15 protein-coding genes are annotated in these 17574 nt (G+C 62.3%); 2 read left to right on the forward strand and 13 right to left on the reverse strand.

Features of this window, described 5'->3' with window-relative positions:
* Positions 1–400 precede the first annotated feature (400 nt).
* Positions 401–3400, forward strand: a complete 3000-nt coding sequence (gene polA, locus BA011_RS20480; protein WP_065281780.1) for a DNA polymerase I — start codon at positions 401–403, stop codon at positions 3398–3400.
* Positions 3401–3674: 274 nt separating this feature from the next.
* The gene (locus tag BA011_RS20485; RefSeq protein WP_065281781.1) at positions 3675–6002 is read left to right on the forward strand and encodes a DNA translocase FtsK; all 2328 of its coding nucleotides are present in this window, start codon (positions 3675–3677) and stop codon (positions 6000–6002) included.
* 35 nt (positions 6003–6037) lie between these two features.
* Here BA011_RS20485 and BA011_RS20490 read toward each other — a convergent pair whose 3' ends face one another.
* The 13 genes from BA011_RS20490 to BA011_RS20550 form a co-directional block, all read right to left on the reverse strand.
* Positions 6038–6541 (reverse strand): GrpB family protein, encoded by a 504-nt coding sequence (locus tag BA011_RS20490; protein WP_065281782.1) that lies wholly within the window; start codon positions 6539–6541, stop codon positions 6038–6040.
* A gap of 19 nt (positions 6542–6560) precedes the next feature.
* Entirely contained in the window at positions 6561–7157 is a 597-nt protein-coding gene (gene phnN, locus BA011_RS20495) for a phosphonate metabolism protein/1,5-bisphosphokinase (PRPP-forming) PhnN (RefSeq protein WP_065281783.1), read from the reverse strand.
* Positions 7154–8293: an alpha-D-ribose 1-methylphosphonate 5-triphosphate diphosphatase gene (locus tag BA011_RS20500; protein WP_065281784.1), complete on the reverse strand. Its 1140-nt coding sequence runs from the start codon at positions 8291–8293 to the stop codon at positions 7154–7156. The genes phnN and BA011_RS20500 overlap by 4 nt, the downstream gene beginning before the upstream one ends.
* Positions 8294–8306: 13 nt before the next feature.
* Positions 8307–9002 (reverse strand): DUF1045 domain-containing protein, encoded by a 696-nt coding sequence (locus tag BA011_RS20505; RefSeq protein ID WP_065281785.1) that lies wholly within the window; start codon positions 9000–9002, stop codon positions 8307–8309.
* Between the two features lie 119 nt (positions 9003–9121).
* A complete protein-coding gene (gene phnE / locus BA011_RS20510) occupies positions 9122–10474 on the reverse strand; it encodes a phosphonate ABC transporter, permease protein PhnE (protein ID WP_065281786.1) in 1353 nt (450 codons plus the stop codon).
* A complete protein-coding gene (gene phnE / locus BA011_RS20515) occupies positions 10474–11454 on the reverse strand; it encodes a phosphonate ABC transporter, permease protein PhnE (RefSeq protein WP_065281787.1) in 981 nt (326 codons plus the stop codon). The genes phnE (BA011_RS20510) and phnE (BA011_RS20515) overlap by 1 nt, the downstream gene beginning before the upstream one ends.
* 69 nt (positions 11455–11523) lie before the next feature.
* Positions 11524–12435 (reverse strand): phosphonate ABC transporter substrate-binding protein, encoded by a 912-nt coding sequence (gene phnD / locus BA011_RS20520; protein ID WP_065281788.1) that lies wholly within the window; start codon positions 12433–12435, stop codon positions 11524–11526.
* A 73-nt stretch (positions 12436–12508) separates the two neighbouring features.
* Entirely contained in the window at positions 12509–13351 is an 843-nt protein-coding gene (gene phnC, locus BA011_RS20525) for a phosphonate ABC transporter ATP-binding protein (RefSeq protein WP_080635870.1), read from the reverse strand.
* A gap of 119 nt (positions 13352–13470) precedes the next feature.
* Positions 13471–14088 carry a DapH/DapD/GlmU-related protein gene (locus BA011_RS20530; RefSeq protein ID WP_065281789.1) on the reverse strand — a complete coding sequence of 206 codons (618 nt, stop codon included), beginning with the start codon at positions 14086–14088 and terminating at the stop codon, positions 13471–13473.
* Complete coding sequence (gene phnL / locus BA011_RS20535; RefSeq protein WP_065281790.1) at positions 14085–14792, reverse strand: phosphonate C-P lyase system protein PhnL; 708 nt, start codon at positions 14790–14792, stop codon at positions 14085–14087. Before phnL ends, BA011_RS20530 begins: the two co-directional genes overlap by 4 nt.
* 30 nt (positions 14793–14822) lie before the next feature.
* Complete coding sequence (gene phnK / locus BA011_RS20540) at positions 14823–15599, reverse strand: phosphonate C-P lyase system protein PhnK (RefSeq protein WP_065281791.1); 777 nt, start codon at positions 15597–15599, stop codon at positions 14823–14825.
* Complete coding sequence (locus BA011_RS20545; RefSeq protein WP_065281792.1) at positions 15596–16471, reverse strand: alpha-D-ribose 1-methylphosphonate 5-phosphate C-P-lyase PhnJ; 876 nt, start codon at positions 16469–16471, stop codon at positions 15596–15598. Before BA011_RS20545 ends, phnK begins: the two co-directional genes overlap by 4 nt.
* On the reverse strand, positions 16468–17574 hold the full coding sequence (locus BA011_RS20550; protein WP_065281793.1) for a carbon-phosphorus lyase complex subunit PhnI: 1107 nt from the start codon (positions 17572–17574) through the stop codon (positions 16468–16470). The genes BA011_RS20545 and BA011_RS20550 overlap by 4 nt, the downstream gene beginning before the upstream one ends.

Consider the following 17574-nt stretch of genomic DNA (forward strand, 5'->3'; position numbering starts at 1 on the left):
GTTGGCCATGGCGACTTTAAAGTGGGGACAAAGGCCCGGAGAGGGGGATAAGGCCTTTGTCCAAGCCTGACGCGGCGGGGGACAAGCCGGTAATCAGACCCGCGGCGCAATCAAGCGCCGGTGACATGGATTTGTGCCTCAGAATGTGGTTTTTCAAGGGAGGGCCATCGTTACAAATCGGTAACAGTTTGGTGAGCCGGAATCCCTGCTGCACAATTCCTGAGATCGGAATCGATGGAAGGATAAAATTATGCAGCAACGCCAATGCTCAGCGTTCTCTACGCGTCCGAAACTGCGCGCGGCGCTGTGACGCTCCGAACGCCATAATCCTTTTCGCGCGCCGAACTTTATGCCGAACTCTATATGGACCTCGTCCCATGCCCGCGCTATCCATGCACGCATGAAAAAAGGCGATCACCTCTTCCTAGTCGATGGTTCCGGATTCATCTTCCGGGCGTTTCATGCACTGCCGCCGCTGACCCGCAAGACCGACGGCTTGCCGATCGGCGCCGTGTCCGGTTTCTGCAACATGCTGTGGAAGCTGCTGAGGGACGCGCGCAATACCGATGTCGGCGTGACCCCAACGCATCTTGCCGTCATCTTCGATTATTCCGCCAAGACGTTTCGCAAGGATCTCTACGACGCCTACAAGGCGAACCGCTCCGCGCCGCCGGAAGAGCTCATCCCGCAATTCGGCCTTATAAGAGAGGCGACCCGCGCCTTCAATCTGCCCTGCATCGAGACCGAAGGCTTCGAGGCCGACGACATCATCGCCACCTATGCCCGCCAGGCCGAAGCGACCGGCGCCGATGTCACCATCGTCTCCTCCGACAAGGATCTGATGCAGCTCGTCAGCCCCAATGTCCATATGTATGACAGCATGAAGGACAAGCAGATCGGCATTCCCGATGTCATCGAGAAATGGGGCGTGCCGCCGGAAAAGATGATCGATCTGCAGGCGATGACCGGCGATTCGGTCGACAATGTTCCCGGCATTCCCGGCATCGGCCCGAAAACCGCGGCCCAACTTCTCGAGGAATATGGCGACCTCGATACGCTGCTCGAACGCGCCACCGAGATCAAGCAAGTCAAGCGCCGTGAGACGATCCTCGCCAATATCGACATGGCCAGGCTCTCGCGAGATCTCGTGCGGCTGCGCACCGATGTGCCGCTCGATCTCGATCTCGACGGGCTGGTGCTGGAACCGCAGAACGGTCCGAAGCTGATCGGCTTCCTGAAGACGATGGAATTCACCACGCTGACGCGCCGCGTCGCCGAGGCCTGCGATTGCGATGCCGGCGCCATCGAACCGGCGATCGTCCGCATCGAATGGGGTGAGAAGGCCCGCGGCCCGGATCTCGATGCGGCCGAGCCCGAGCCCGTTGCCGGCGGCATCCCCGACGTTTCCGGCGAATCCGTGCCGGTGCCGCCGCGTGCAAAGGCGAAGACCGCGGTCGAAGGGGCCTTTTCGCCCGCCGACCTTGCCAAGGCGCGGGCCGAGGCCTTTGCGACGCTGCCCTTCGATCATTCGGCCTATGTCACGATCCGCGATCTGGCGACGCTCGACCGCTGGATTGCCGATGCGCGCGCCACCGGCCTCGTTGCTTTCGATACCGAGACCACGTCGCTGGATGCGATGCAGGCCGAGCTTGTCGGCATTTCGCTGGCGATCGCGGACAATACGGCCGATCCCACCGGCACGAAGATCCGTGCCGCCTATGTGCCGCTCGTCCATAAGAACGGCGTCGGCGATCTGCTCGGCGGCGGCCTTGCCGAAAACCAGATCCCGATGGGCGATGCCCTGCCACGGCTGAAGGCATTGCTGGAAGACGAATCGGTTCTCAAGGTCGCCCAGAACCTGAAATACGATTACCTGCTGATGAAGCGCTACGGCATCGAGACCAAGAGTTTCGACGACACGATGCTGATCTCCTACGTGCTCGATGCCGGCACCGGCGCGCATGGCATGGACCCGCTCTCGGAAAAATTCCTCGGCCATACCCCGATCCCCTACAAGGACGTTGCGGGCAGCGGCAAGGCGAACGTCACCTTCGATCTGGTCGATATCGACCGCGCCACCCACTATGCTGCCGAAGATGCCGAGGTGACGCTACGCCTCTGGCTGGTGCTGAAGCCGCGGCTGGCGGCGGCAGGGCTGACCAGCGTCTATGAACGGCTGGAGCGGCCGCTATTGCCGGTGCTGGCGCGTATGGAAGCGCGCGGCATCACCGTCGACCGGCAGATCCTGTCGCGGCTCTCCGGCGAACTGGCCCAGAGTGCAGCAAGGCTGGAGGACGAGATTTACGTGCTGGCCGGCGAGCGGTTCAATATCGGCTCGCCGAAGCAGCTGGGCGATATCCTGTTCGGCAAGATGGGCCTTGCCGGCGGCAGCAAGACGAAGACAGGCCAATGGTCCACCTCCGCGCAGGTGCTCGAGGATCTGGCGGCCGCCGGTTTCGAATTGCCGCGCAAGATCGTCGACTGGCGCCAGGTCACCAAGCTGAAATCCACCTATACCGACGCGCTTCCGGGTTACGTTCACCCCGAGACAAAGCGGGTCCACACCTCCTACTCGCTGGCATCGACGACCACGGGGCGCCTGTCCTCGTCCGAGCCGAACCTGCAGAACATTCCGGTGCGCACCGCAGAAGGCCGCAAGATCCGCACCGCCTTCATCTCGACGCCTGGCCACAAGCTGATCTCCGCCGACTACAGCCAGATCGAACTGCGCGTACTTGCCCATGTGGCCGAGATCCCGCAACTGACCAAGGCCTTCGAAGATGGCGTCGACATCCACGCCATGACGGCCTCGGAAATGTTCGGCGTGCCGGTGGAAGGCATGCCGGGCGAGGTGCGCCGCCGCGCCAAGGCGATCAATTTCGGCATCATCTACGGCATCTCGGCCTTCGGGCTTGCCAATCAGCTTTCGATCGAGCGTTCGGAAGCCGGCGACTACATCAAGAAGTATTTCGAGCGTTTCCCCGGCATCCGCGACTATATGGAAAGCCGAAAAGCGATGGCGCGCGACAAGGGTTACGTCGAAACGATCTTCGGTCGCCGCATCAACTATCCCGAAATCCGCTCTTCCAATCCGTCCGTGCGTGCCTTTAACGAGCGTGCGGCGATCAACGCGCCGATCCAGGGCTCGGCTGCCGACGTCATTCGCCGGGCGATGATCAAGATAGAGCCGGCGCTTGTTGAAGTCGGCCTTGCCGATCGCGTCCGCATGCTGCTGCAGGTGCATGACGAACTCATCTTCGAGGTCGAGGACGAGGATGTCGAAAAGGCGATGCCGGTCATCGTCTCGGTCATGGAAAACGCCACCATGCCGGCGCTGGAAATGCGCGTGCCGCTGAGGGTCGATGCCCGCGCCGCCACCAATTGGGACGAGGCGCACTAAAGCATGTCGCGCAAAAGTGTGCAGCGGTTTTGCGACAACGACATGCGTGGAAATAAAGCCTAAAGCGCCAGCAGCGATCTGAAAGATTGCGACGCGCTTTAGAGCGCTTCCCCAAAAATCGCAAAGATTTTTCTCGCCACCAGAACTCATTGAAAGTGCAGCGATTTACCCAAAGGGGTCGTACCGGGACGATACAGCAGGAAGGAACTTATTAACCTTCCTTTTCTATCCCGGTAGGGTCGTAATTTGCAAAGCATGAGTGAGTAGCGGACGCATGCGTTTTCCCAGAACCAATTTGACGGATGCCGGAGATTTTTCCAGCGAGATTGAAACGGACCTTCCGGAGGAAAACCCAGGGGAGAAGCCGGCGGCGCCCATCTGGCAGAGCAACTTTTCCCTCGCGCCGAATGTCCGTTTCACCCGCACGCCGGAAACGCTGATCAGCAGGCGGCGCGCGCCGAATGAGCCGGTTCGCGATGATTCGCAGATTGGACAGCAGGCGATACGGATAGAGCCGGTTGCCGTCGACGTGCCGTTCGATATCTATCTGCCGGAGCCGGACGAAATTTCCGCAGCACCGCACAGGATCGAACTGCAGCAGGCACCTTTGCTTGACGAGCCCGGCGCGCCCGCCTTCCGCGCCAGCGCCGAGCTTTCCTCCATTTCGGATTTCGCCTTCTGGGAAGTCATGGCCTTCGAAGAGGCCGAGCCGGTTCGCGCGCCGCCGTTGATATCGTTCCCGAAGACCGAGACTTCGCCCGAATCGATCACGTCGCTGTTCCGGATCATGGAATGGCGCCCCGGCCGGTCGGCCCCGGCTCCCGTCGTCTCTCGCCCGGCCCCGCAGCCGGCCGCGGTCTCCGCAAAGGTCGCCGTGCGCCCTGCGGCCGCAATATCCCTGGAAAAGCCCAGGCGCATTCCTGTCGAGGCACCGGTCGCGCCGGCCCCCCAGGCTGCGCCGGCCCCTCACGTCGTGTCAGCCCCTTTGGTCGCGCCGGCGCCGCAGCGCACGCCGCCCGTCGCTGCGGTCCTGCCATCGCCGCGCCTGGCCGTGAGGCCCGAAAGGATCGACGCATCCGGCTATGAATTTCCGCCGCGTGCCCTTCTGCAGGAGCCTCCGGAACGCCTCGGCGAGATCATGTCGCAGGAAACGCTGGAGCAGAATGCCGGGCTTCTGGAAAGCGTGCTGGAAGATTTCGGCATCAAGGGCGAGATCATCCATGTCCGTCCCGGCCCCGTCGTCACCCTCTATGAATTCGAGCCGGCGCCGGGTGTGAAATCCTCGCGCGTCATCGGCCTTGCCGATGATATCGCCCGCTCGATGTCGGCGCTCTCGGCCCGTGTTGCCGTGGTCCCCGGCCGCAACGTCATCGGCATCGAACTGCCGAATGTCACGCGTGAAACCGTTTACTTCCGCGAGATGATCGAGAGCCAGGATTTCGAGAAGAGCGGTTACAAGCTGGCGCTCGGCCTCGGCAAGACCATTGGCGGCGAGCCTGTCATTGCCGAGCTCGCCAAGATGCCGCATCTGCTCGTCGCCGGCACCACCGGTTCCGGCAAGTCGGTCGCCATCAACACGATGATCCTGTCGCTGCTCTACCGCATGACGCCGGAACAGTGCCGCCTGATCATGGTCGACCCGAAAATGCTCGAACTGTCCGTCTATGACGGCATCCCGCATCTGCTGACGCCCGTCGTCACCGATCCGAAAAAGGCGGTCATGGCGCTGAAATGGGCCGTGCGCGAAATGGAGGAGCGCTATCGCAAGATGTCGCGCCTCGGTGTCCGCAACATCGACGGTTACAACGACCGCGTCGCCCAGGCCCGCGAAAAGGGCGAGACCATCCATGTCATGGTCCAGGTCGGCTTCGACAAGGGCACCGGCACTCCGATCGAGGAAAGCCAGGCGCTGGACCTGACGCCAATGCCTTATATCGTCGTCATCGTCGACGAGATGGCCGACCTGATGATGGTCGCCGGCAAGGACATCGAAGGTGCGATCCAACGCCTCGCCCAAATGGCGCGCGCCGCCGGCATTCATCTGATCATGGCGACACAGCGTCCGTCCGTCGACGTCATCACCGGCACGATCAAGGCAAACTTCCCGACCCGCATCTCCTTCCAGGTGACCTCGAAGATCGACAGCCGCACCATTCTCGGCGAGCAGGGTGCCGAGCAGCTGCTCGGTCAGGGAGATATGCTGCATATGCAGGGCGGCGGGCGGATTTCCCGTGTCCACGGTCCCTTCGTCTCGGATGTCGAAGTGGAAAAGGTTGTCGCCCATCTGAAGACCCAGGGCCGGCCGGAATATCTCGACACAGTCACCGCCGATGAGGAGGAAGAGACGGAAGAGGAAGAAGCCGGCGCCGTTTTCGACAAGAGCGCCATGGCTTCGGAGGATGGCAACGAGCTCTACGAGCAGGCGGTCAAGGTCGTCATGCGCGACAAGAAATGCTCGACCTCCTATATCCAGCGCCGCCTCGGCATCGGCTATAACCGCGCCGCCTCATTGGTGGAACGCATGGAAAAGGAAGGTCTCGTCGGCCCGGCCAACCATGTCGGCAAGCGCGAGATCGTATCGGGACGGGGCGACGGCGAGTAATCGCCGGCGGCCAGGGCGTCTGACGGATTCCTGTTTTACATCATCGAGGCAGCCAGCCGAACCGTCTCGCTGACAAACTCGGTCTTTCCGCCGGTATAAAAATCCCAATCACCGGCTGCCTCCGCAGCCAGCCGGCGCTTCAGATCGGCATAGGCCTTGGCCCTCTCGGGGTGATCCCTGAGATAATCGCGAAACAGAATGCGGTCCCGATGCGCGCGATTATTAGGCCCGCAAAGATAGAGCTTGAAGCCATAAGCTTGATGATCGCGGGTGAAAGCCCATCGTTGCTCTCCAGTATCGCCGTGGAAGACGAAGTCGGCAGCGCGCACCATCTCGATCGCCGCTGCCAGGAACGCGTCGGATATCATCACCGCATCGAGGTCGATCTTCGGCTTGGCCGGCAGGCCAGGCACCGACGTACTGCCGATATGATCCATGGAAAGCAGGCGGTCACCGAGCAAGGCGGAGACCTCGGTGCTGATCTCGGCAAACAGCCGCGGCCAGGAAGGATCGTAGTCGACCACTTTGATGGCGCGCATGCCCTTCCCCTCGATCTGTTCAGGGCGCCTTGGCCAGCAACCCGTCCAGGATCTCGATCATCTTCTGCTCGGCCTCTTCGAGAGAGCTGCTATTGTCGAGCTCGGTCACGTCGTATTCGCCGCGCACCGTCAGCGGTCCGCGGGCAAGCCGGGCCATGATATCCTCATGCGTCTCCCGTCCGCGCGCCTCCAGCCGGCCGGCGAGCACCTCGGGGCGGGCGGTGACGTTGATGACCTTCAGCCGCGGGAAGGCGGCCTGGAAGCGATGAAGTGCCGAGCGCGAGCCGTTGGCGACGACGACATGACCTCTCGACAGCGCCACCGAGACCTCGGCCGGAATGCCGTATTTCAGGCCGTGCGCTTCCCACCAGACGGCGAAGGAGCCTGACTGCTCCATGGCGGCAAAACCTTCGAGGGAGACGGAAAGATGGTCTTCGCCGCCGGCGTCACGGTGACGGGTGATGACGCGGCGGACGAAATGCACATCGTCGCGCCCCTTGAACCGCCGGGCCGCGAGGTTCATCAGCGTGTCCTTGCCGGCCCCGCTCGGTCCGACGACGACGACCATGATGCCGCGCTCGGCTCCGGCTCCTGCGTGGGGTTCGTGCGACATCATGCGACACGGCGTCCCTGGCGCCAGACGGAGCGTGTCACCGGCACGCCATGCGAACGGTGGACGCGCACGAGATCGGCGCGCAGCCCGGTTGCGATCCGGCCGCGATCGTCGAGGCTGACGGTACGGGCGGGCGTCGACGTCACCATGGCGATCGCCTTCGGTAGGCTGATGCTCTCCACCTCGTCGGCGAGGATGAAGGGCGCATGCAGCAGGCTGAGCGGCACGTAGTCGGAGGAAAGCACGTCGAGCACCCCCATCTCGGCAAGGTCGCGGGCGGCGATATTGCCGGAATGCGACTTGCCGCGCACGATGTTCGGCGCGCCCATCAGCACGCTCATGCCATGTCCGTGCGACGCCCGGGCGGCGTCGAAACTGGTCGGGAACTCGGCCAGGCGTACACCGTTGTCGATCGCCTCGTCGACATGCGAGAGCGTCGCATCGTCATGGCTTGCCACGGTGATGCCGCGCTCGGCGCAGACCTTGGCGATGGCATTGCGGTGCGGCGTCGAATTGCGCGCCGATTCTGCCTGGCGCTTGGCGACGAAACGGGCGAAGGCCTCGTCGCTCAGGCCCCGTTTCTTCTGGTAGTAGAAGATATATTGATCCATCGTCTGGAACTGACGCTGGCCGGGCGCATGATCCATCAGCGAGACGAGCCGCACATGCCGGTCGTTTTCGAAATCGGCGAAATGTTCGAGCACATTGTCGGCCGAGACCTCGCAGCGCAAATGAAGCAGGTGCTCGGCGCGCAGCCTGCCTTCCGTCTCCGCCGACTGGATGGCATCGGCCATCTCGCGCATCTCGCCATGTTCGAAGCCGCCGTCCTCGTCCGCCCCCATACGCAGGCAGTCGAACACCGTGGTGATGCCTGATGTGACGATCTGGGCGTCATGCGCCTGGATGGCGGCGGTCTTGTTCCAGCGAATGCCGGGGCGCGGCTGATAATGCCCTTCGAGATGGTCGGTGTGCAGCTCGACAAGGCCGGGAATGATGTAGTCGCCTTCAAAATCTTCGCCGGCTATCGAGTTGCCCTCGGTGATATCGGCGATCTTCCCGTCGCGAATGAGGATCGAGCCCGAGAGGATGTCGTCCTCGAGAACGATGCGGGCGTTGGAAAACACGGTCTCTTTGCTCATGTCGTCAGGTCTTTCAGCGTTTGGCGCCGGCAAGCGGTAGCCAGGAATGAACTTTGAACGGGGCGCCGCGCGTCTCCTCGATGAAGACGGCAAGGCCGGAAATCGAAAGCGGCCGGCCGGTGAAATCGGCAAAACGCTCGGTCAGGATCGCTTTCATCACCTCGGCGCGTGTTTCGGGCACCTGGCCGCTCAGCGTCATGTGAAAGCCGAAATCCTCCATGACGTAAGGATAACCCCAGCGCTGCAGATGGGCACGCTGGCTGTCGCTGAGCTTCTCCGGGTTGCGCCGCGCCATATCGGCCTCGGAAAGTGCTGCGCGGAACGGCTCGAACGACCTTACCACCTTCGCGGCGAAATCCTGAAGTGGTTGATGAAGAGAACCGGGAACGAGGGCAAAAAAACGGCCGAGCTGGCCAAGCACGAGTTCAGGAATCTCGAAGGCTTGCGTGCGCTGGGCAAAATCCTCGGCAACGGTCATGAGATCCTTCTCGGTGACGGAGGAGGCGAGCGAAAACGGCGCCTTGATCGTGGCGTGAAAGCCGTAGCGGCGGGGGTCGGCGGTCAGCTCGCACTGTTCTGCCGCACCCAACTGCTCATGGTCCGGTGCAGGATAGGTCTCGCCGGTGAAGGCATTGCGGCCGAGCCAGCGCGAGGCCGCGCCGGTCAGGGGATCATCCTTCGGCGGCGAGAAATAGAGAGCGTAGCGCAAGGCTTTTATCCTGGGGATCGTCCAAACGGGGAGCGCACTGTGCAGTGATTTGGCGGCGAACCGCAAGCAGGCTCCCGGCTAAAAGATTTCCGTGACAGAATGATGATGGCGTCAATTCGTCAGTGGCCCTTTTTTCCCATCACGCGCGAACGCAGTGCATTCGAGAGGTTGTCGAAGGCGAAGACCACGAGGAGGATCAGCAGGACCATATAGGCGACTTTGTCCCAGTCCGAATTGGTCTTCATGGATTCGAGCAGCTTGAGGCCAATGCCGCCCGCACCGACGGCGCCGATGACGGTTGCCGAGCGGGTATTCGATTCCCAGAAGTAAAGCGATTGCGAGATGAACACCGGCAGGACCTGGGGGATGACCCCATAACGTTGGACGGTCACCGGTGCCGCACCGACCGATCTCACGCCCTCACGCTGCTTGTCGTCGATGTTCTCAAGCGCTTCGGCATAGACCTTTCCCAGCGCGCCCGTATCGGTGAAGAAGATCGCCGCGATGCCCGGAAGCGGCCCTGGGCCGAAGGCACGGGTGAAGAACAACGCCCAGATCAGCATGTCGATCGAGCGCAGGAAGTCGAAGAGCCGCTTCGTGGCCCAGTTCGCAGCGCGGCTCCGCGTGATGTTGCGCGCGGCGATGAAGGCAAGCGGGAAAGCGACCAGCGTGCCGAAGAGCGTGCCGACAAAGGCCATGACCAGCGTCTGCATCAACTTCGAGAGGATGTCGCCATGCTGCCAGCTTGCGTTGTTCAGGAAGTTGTCCAACGCCAGCGAGGCATTGGACTGGTTGGAATCGAGCCGTTCGCCGGAAAACATCAGGCCGACCACCTCAGGCAGGCTGCGGCCCCAGAAGGGCGAATGCGTATCGAAGAAGAAGTTTGCCCAGCCGAGAAAGCGGCGCTGGACATAGACCTGGCTGGTACGGATTTCCGCCTGTCCCGCGAAGCCGTAATAGACGATCACCTTGTTGTCGTCCTGCTCCATCTGGGCAGGCGCATCGGACGGCAGGGAGGCGCGATCGCGGGTGATGGTCACGGGATAGACTGTGCCGCCGATATAGACGTCGACGCGGCTCGGCGTCACTTCCATACGGTTGCCGTCGCTGCCGAAGGTGATGGTGTATCGGCTGCCGTCGGCATTGGGTTTCAGCCAGTTGATATCGGCGCCCTCGGGATACTGGCGGCGGCTCGTCCATTGGGGGACGACCTGATCGTTCTGGAAACGCAGGCGCGGCTGGGCGCGCCAGGAATACCAGTCCTGGACATAGATCGCCGCGCGGTCCCAGTTGCCGTTCATGAAGGTGGGGATGACGTTGAAGAAGGCGAAGCAGAAGGCAAGATAAACGAAAACCGCAGCTGAAATGAGGAGCAGACCCCAGCGTTGCATGAAGCTGCGATGGAAGACGTCCGGATAGGCGGAAAGCAGTCGTTCGCGCTCGGCGGCGTTGATGGTCGGAACCGAGGACATCAGACTGCTCCCTGTCCGAATTCGAAGGACTGCTTGCCGATCAGCCGGCGGCGCAGCCAGGCGGAGAATTGGTCGACGCAAATGACGGTGATCAGCAGCAGGATGATGATCGCATAGGTCTTGGCAGCATGGTCGCGTCCGATCGACAGGCTGAAGACCTCGCCGATGCCGCCGCCGCCGACGGCGCCGATAATAGTCGAGGCGCGCACGTTGATCTCAGTCCGCAGCAGCGTGTAGGAGACGAAGTTCGGCAACACCTGCGGCAGGATCGCAAAGCGCACGCGCTCCAGCCAGCCGGCGCCGGCGGCGCGCAGGCCTTCATCCGGCTTCATGTCGGCATTCTCGACGACTTCGAAGAACAGCTTCCCAAGCGCGCCGACAGTATGGACCCATACCGCGATGATCGCCGAAATCGGACCGATCGACAGGATCGCGGCGAGGAGGCCGGCGACGACGATTTCCGGGAAGGCGCGCATGATTTCCATGATGCGCCGCACGACCCAGCGCGTCACGCCTGCACCGACCAGATTGGTGGAAGCGAAAAAACAGAGCAAAAACGCGCCGCTCGCACCGAGAATGGTGGAGACGATGGCGATGTTGAGCGTGATCGCGAGCTGGTAGAAGAAATTCGGGATATAGAAACTATCGGTGATCCAGACGCGGTCGCTTGTATAATCGTATTTGATCGAACCGTCGGAGAAGGGCGACGGCAGGTCGAACATGGCGCGGAAGATCTCCAGCGGACTGTCCGGCACGAAGCTCTTCATGAAGTCGAAGAAATAGGGAAGGCGCTCGAAGAACTTGCCCGAATTGGCGCTGTTGGCGAAGTCGAGCGAGGCGCCGAGGATGATCAGGAAGACCACGATTGAAACGACGGTGTAAATCCGCCGCGTTCGAACCTGGCTCTGATAATGATCGAGGATGGTGCGGGAGCCCTCCTGCAATCCGCTCAGAGGGTCCGCGCCGGCCGAGTGCGCCATATGTGGCTTCCTTCTTGAAAAACGGCGGCATCATCATGATGCCGCCGCAAGACTGTCCAGACTTGAGGATCAGCCGCCGATAACCGCCTTACGGGCGTCGATGATCGTCTGGTAGAAGCTCTGGTCGACCGGCGCCCAGTCAACGTAGCCGCCGCCCGTGAACGATTCGAAGCAGCTCTTGTCTGTCTTCGGCAGTTCGGCGAAGTAGGTGGTAACCTTCTTCTGGATGTCGGCCGGCAGCTTCTGAGAAACCATCAGCGGACCGTTCGGGATGAGCGGCGACTTCCAGACTTCGACGATATCGTCCATGTCGAGCAGGCCCTTGGTGACCATCTGGTGCAGGTTGCCGGAGGAGTAGCCCTGCGCCCAGTCGCCCTGACCGGAACCGAAGGTGGTCCCGACGTCGAACTTTTTGTCGAGAACGCCGAGAACGAGGTTCTCGTGGCCGCCGCCGAAGCCGGTTTCAGAGAAGTACTGCTTGACTGGAGCGCCGGTGTCCTTCGGAAGGGCAACGTTAGGAACAAGATAGCCGGAAGTAGAGTCCGGATCGGCGAAGCCGAGCTTCTTGCCCTTGGCGTCGGCGAGCGTCTTGATGCCGGAATCCTTGCGGGCAACCATGATCGAGTAGTAGCCGGTCGAACCGTCGGCCTGCTTGGTGGTCAGTACCGGGGTAACGGCGTTCGGATCCTTGATATAGACCGCGGCGTAAGAGGCGGCGCCCATGACGGCGAGGTCGATCGTGCCGCCAAGGAGACCCTGGATGACGCCGTTGTAGTTCGGCGATGGGAAGAGCTGAACTTCAGAAACGCCGGTGGCAGCGATCAGGCCCGGCTTGACGCACTCGGTGCGGCGAACCTGGTCGGCCTCGTTTTCACCGCCATCGAGACCGATGCGGAGGACCTTGACGTCCTGGGCAGCAGCATTGCCGGCGAGGGCGGCGACGGCAATGGTTGCCATCAGGATCTTGCGGAATGCAGACATGGAAGTCTCCTTTTGTGACATGGTTTGTTTGTCAGTTGGTTTTCCGACCGTTGTCCCGTCGGCCGGAAACGGGTCAGTGCACGGCGGCTGCTTTGGCCACCCTGCCGGATGAGACATTCTCGGCGCGGCGCTTGGATTCGAGGCTGGTCGAGGTCAGCGTTTCGTCGATGCCGGCGCCATCCTTGTCGGTCCCGTAGATTTCCTTCACCGCTTCGGCGGTTAGCTCCGAAGGCTGGCCGTCGAAGACGACGCGGCCGCCGGCCATGCCGACGATGCGCTCACAATAGTTGCGGGCGGTATCGAGCGTATGAAGGTTGGTGATGACGGTGATGCCCTCGCGTTCGTTGATATCGCGTAGCGCATCCATGACGATCTTGGCGTTCAGCGGATCGAGCGAGGCGATCGGTTCGTCGGCAAGAACCATTTTCGGGTTCTGCATCAGCGCGCGGGCAATCGCCACGCGCTGCTGCTGGCCGCCGGAAAGCGTGCCGGCTGCCTGCAGCGCCGTCTGCTCGATGCCGAGGCGTTCGAGTGCTGCGATGGCATGCACGCGTTCCTCGCGGGTGAAGATGTTGAGCAGGCTTAGAAGCGTCGAGCGGTGGTTGAGGCGACCGAGCATGACATTAGTGAGAACGTCGAGGCGCGGCACCAGGTTGAACTGCTGGAAGATCATCGCGCAGTCGCGCTGCCAGTTGCGCAGCGCCTGGCCGCGAAGCCCGGAGACCTCCACGCCGGCGAAATGAACGGAGCCGGAGCTCGGCTCCTGAAGGCGGTTGATCATGCGCAGCAGCGTCGACTTGCCGGCGCCGGAGCGGCCGATGATGCCGACCATCTGGCCCTGAGGAATGTCGAGCGTGACGGAATCGACGGCAAGCTTTTTTCCGAAACGACGTGTGACATTCTTCAGTTCGAACATCATGCTCTTCCCTTTGCAATCCATGCCTTGATCAGCATCGCATTAGTCCCGCTTGATGAACCTCGCATGTCATATTTGTGTAAGTCCTGTCACAATTCTTCGCCCCTATATCGGGGGTTTTAACCGCCGTAGCGGGACAGGAAATCTTCCGCGTCCAGGTTGCGAAAATCCTCGAGCGCCTGGCGCAGCCGGTCATGCTCCCAATCCCACCAGGAAAGCCTGTCCATCCGTTCGCCGACCTCTCTTGGAAAGCGCTCGCGAATGAGTTTGGCCGGTACGCCGCCAACGATCGTATAGGGCGCGACGTCCTTCGAGACGACGGCGCCGGCTCCGATCACTGCGCCGTTGCCGATGCTGACGCCCGGCAGAATGGTCGCCCCGTGGCCGATCCAGACGTCGTTGCCGATCGTCACGCGGTTTGCGCGCCGCCAGGCGAAGAAGTCCGTTTCCACGTCGCCGTCCGGCCAGTAGTCGGCGGCGCGATAGGTGAAGTGATGCAGTGTCGCGCGCCAGGTCGGATGGTTGGTGGCGTTGATGCGCACGGCGGCGGCGATATTGACGAATTTGCCGATCGTCGCACACCAGACGGAGCCATCCTGCATGATGTAGGAATAGTCGCCGAAGCTGGCCTCGCTGATGCGGCAGCGTTCAGAGACCTCGGTATAGCGCCCGAAAGTGGAAGCGCTGACGGATGCCGTTTCATGAAAGTAGGGCTCTATGCCCAGCTTGCGGCTCATGCAGCGATCTTTCTGGGTGAGAATTGCTGGACGTCGAGGATGCGGTCGGCGACGGCTTCGCGCACTTCCTCGTCGTGGAAGATGCCGAGAAGGGCCACACCCGCCTTCTTCTTTTCCGCGATCATGCCGACGACGACGGCACGGTTCCTGGCATCGAGCGAGGCTGTGGGTTCGTCGAGAAGCAGGATCGTGTGATCGGTGATGAAGCCGCGTGCGATGTTGACGCGTTGCTGCTCGCCGCCGGAGAAGGTGGCGGGCGGAAGCTGCCAGAGCGTTTCCGGCAGATTGAGCCTGGCAAGCAGGGCGCCCGCCTTTTCCCGCGCCGTGACGGCGTCCTCGCCGCGTGCCACCAGCGGTTCGGCAACCACGTCGATCGCCGCGACGCGCGGCACGGTGCGCAGGAACTGGCTGACATAGCCAAGCGTATTGCGACGGACGTTGAGCACGGTGCGCGGATCGGTGGAGGCGAGATCGACGATGCGTCCGTCGTGGCGGATGAGGATCTGGCCGGTGTCGACGGCGTAATTGCCGTAGATCATCTTGAGCAGCGAGCTCTTTCCGATGCCCGACGGGCCGCCGAGCACGACGCACTCGCCCGAAGCGACGGAGAAGGCGACGTCGGAAACGACGGGTAGCTTGATGCCGTCGCGCAGATGCATCGTGAAGCTCTTCGAGACTTCGGAAACGACGAGGGGCGTTGCCATGATTTCTTCTTTCTGGTTCGGACCGTGCGCTCAGACCTGCAGGATCGAGGAGACGAGCAGCTGCGTATAGGGTTCGCGCGGGTCGTCGAGCACGCGGTCGGTGAGCCCCTGTTCGATGACGTAGCCGTCCTTCATCACCATCATCCGGTGCGAGAGAAGGCGGGCGACGGCGAGATCGTGGGTGACGATGATGGCCGAGAGACCGAGATCGTTGACGAGGCCGCGCACGAGATCGAGCAGGCGTGCCTGCACCGAGACGTCGAGGCCGCCGGTCGGTTCGTCCATGAAGACGAGGCGCGGGCCGGTGACGAGGTTGCGGGCGATCTGCAATCGCTGGCGCATGCCGCCGGAAAAGGCGCGCGGCTGGTCGTCGATGCGGTCGGCGTCGATCTCGACGCGTTCGAGCCAGTCGATCGCCGAAGCGCGGATCTTGCCGTAGTGCCGGTCGCCGATCGCCATCAGCCGTTCGCCGACATTGGCGCCGGCAGAAACGGTCATGCGCAGGCCATCGGCCGGGTTCTGGTGCACGAAGCCCCAGTCTGTGCGCATCAGGAAGCGCCGCTCAGCCTCGTTCATGCGATAGAGGTCGCGGTAGCTGCCGTCGCGCATGTGATATTCGACGCTGCCGATGCTCGGCAGCAGCCGAGTGGAGAGGCAGTTGAGCAGCGTCGTCTTGCCGGAGCCGGATTCACCGACGATGGCGAGCACTTCGCCGGGCCAGAGCTCGAAGGAGACGTCGCGGCAGCCGATACGGTTGCCGTAGAATTTCGAAACGTCACGGACTTTGAGAAGCGGAGTATCGCTCATTCTGCAGCCTCCCGGGCCAGCATCTCGCCGGCATGTCCGTGTGCACGGCGGTCTTCGCAATGATCGGTGTCGGAGCAGACGAACATCCGCCCGCCCTTGTCGTCGAGAACCACTTCGTCGAGATAGACGTCCTCGGTGCCGCAAAGGGCGCAGGGCTTTTCGAAACGCTGGATATCGAAGGGGTAATCCTCGAAATCCAGGCTGACGACGTCGGTATAGGGCGGAACCGCATAAATGCGCTTCTCGCGCCCGGCGCCGAAGAGCTGCAGCGCGTCCGACATATGCATCTTCGGATTGTCGAATTTCGGCGTCGGCGACGGGTCCGTGACATAGCGGCCATGAACCTTCACCGGATAGGCGTAGGTCCGCGAAATGCGGCCGTTATGGGCGATGTCCTCGTAGAGCTTCACATGCATGAGGCCGTATTCTTCGAGCGCATGCATCTTGCGCGTTTCGGTCTCGCGCGGCTCGAGGAATCGCAGCGGCTCGGGGATCGGCACCTGGTAGACGAGCACCTGCCCGAGCCTAAGCTTTTCCTCGGGAATGCGGTGGCGCGTCTGGATGATCGTCGCATCCTTGGTATGCGTCGTCACCGCGACATTGGCGACCTTCTGGAAGAAGGCGCGGATGGAAACGGCGTTGGTCGTGTCGTCAGCACCCTGATCGATGACCTTCAGCACATCGTCCGGTCCGATGATCGAGGCCGTCACCTGCACGCCGCCGGTGCCCCAGCCGTAAGGCATCGGCATCTCGCGCGAGGCGAAGGGCACCTGATAGCCGGGAATGGCGATCGCCTTCAGGATGGCGCGGCGGATCATCCGCTTGGTCTGTTCGTCGAGATAGGCGAAGTTGTAGCTGGCCAGATCGGTCATTCGGCGGCTTCCTTCATGTCTTCGCCACCGTTGCGGGCGGCTTCGAATTCGCGGCGCATGCGGCGGACGAGATCGAGTTCGGCCTGGAAGTCCACATAATGCGGAAGCTTCAGATGCTCGACGAAGCCAGTCGCCTGGACGTTGTCGGAATGCGAGATGACGAATTCCTCGTCCTGTGCCGGTGCGGTGATATCCTCGCCGAGCTCTTCGGCGCGAAGCGCCCGGTCGACCAGCGACATCGCCATCGCCTTGCGCTCGCTCTGGCCGAAGACCAGGCCGTAGCCGCGGGTAAATTGCGGCGGCGCCTTAGCCGAACCCTTGAACTGGTTGACCATCTGGCATTCGGTGATCTGGATCGTGCCAAGCGAGACGGCGAAACCGAGTTCCGGCACATCGAATTCCACCTCGACATCGCCGATGCGGATTTCACCGGTGAAGGGGTGGTTCCGGCCATAGCCGCGCTGGGTGGAATAACCAAGCGCCAGCAGGAAGCCCTCGTCGCCGCGGGCAAGCGCCTGCAGGCGGAGATCCCGGGTCATCGGGAATTCCATCGGCTCGCGGGTCAGGTCGCCGATCTCGTGATCTTCCGGCATGTCGCCGTCGGCCTCGATCAGGCCTTCCTCGCCGAGGATTTCGGAGACGCGCATGACGCGGCCGGTCTCGGCGGCGCGTTGAGCGGGCGTCTCGACCGTCTCGTCCGAAAGCAGCGAGGGATCGAGCAGGCGGTGGGTATAGTCGAAGGTAGGCCCAAGAAGCTGGCCGCCCGGCAGATCCTTGTAAGTCGCCGAGATGCGGCGTTCGATCGTCATATCAGCCGTGTCGAGTGGCTTCGAATAGCCGAAACGCGGCAGCGTCGTGCGGTAGGCGCGCAGCAGGAAGATCGCCTCGATCATGTCGCCCCGTGATTGGCGGATGGCGAGGGCTGCGAGCGTGCGGTCGAAAAGCGAAGCCTCGGCCATGACGCGGTCGACGGCGAGCGCAAGCTGCGCCACGATCTGGTCGATGCCGATCGCCGGCAGCGAACGGTCGCCGCGGCGGCGGTCGGCCAGCAGGCGGTGGGCATTGGCAATGGCGGTCTCGCCACCCTTGACGGCAACATACAT

It is taken from the genome of Rhizobium leguminosarum, from assembly GCF_001679785.1.
Taxonomy (GTDB): Bacteria; Pseudomonadota; Alphaproteobacteria; order Rhizobiales; family Rhizobiaceae; genus Rhizobium; species Rhizobium leguminosarum_R.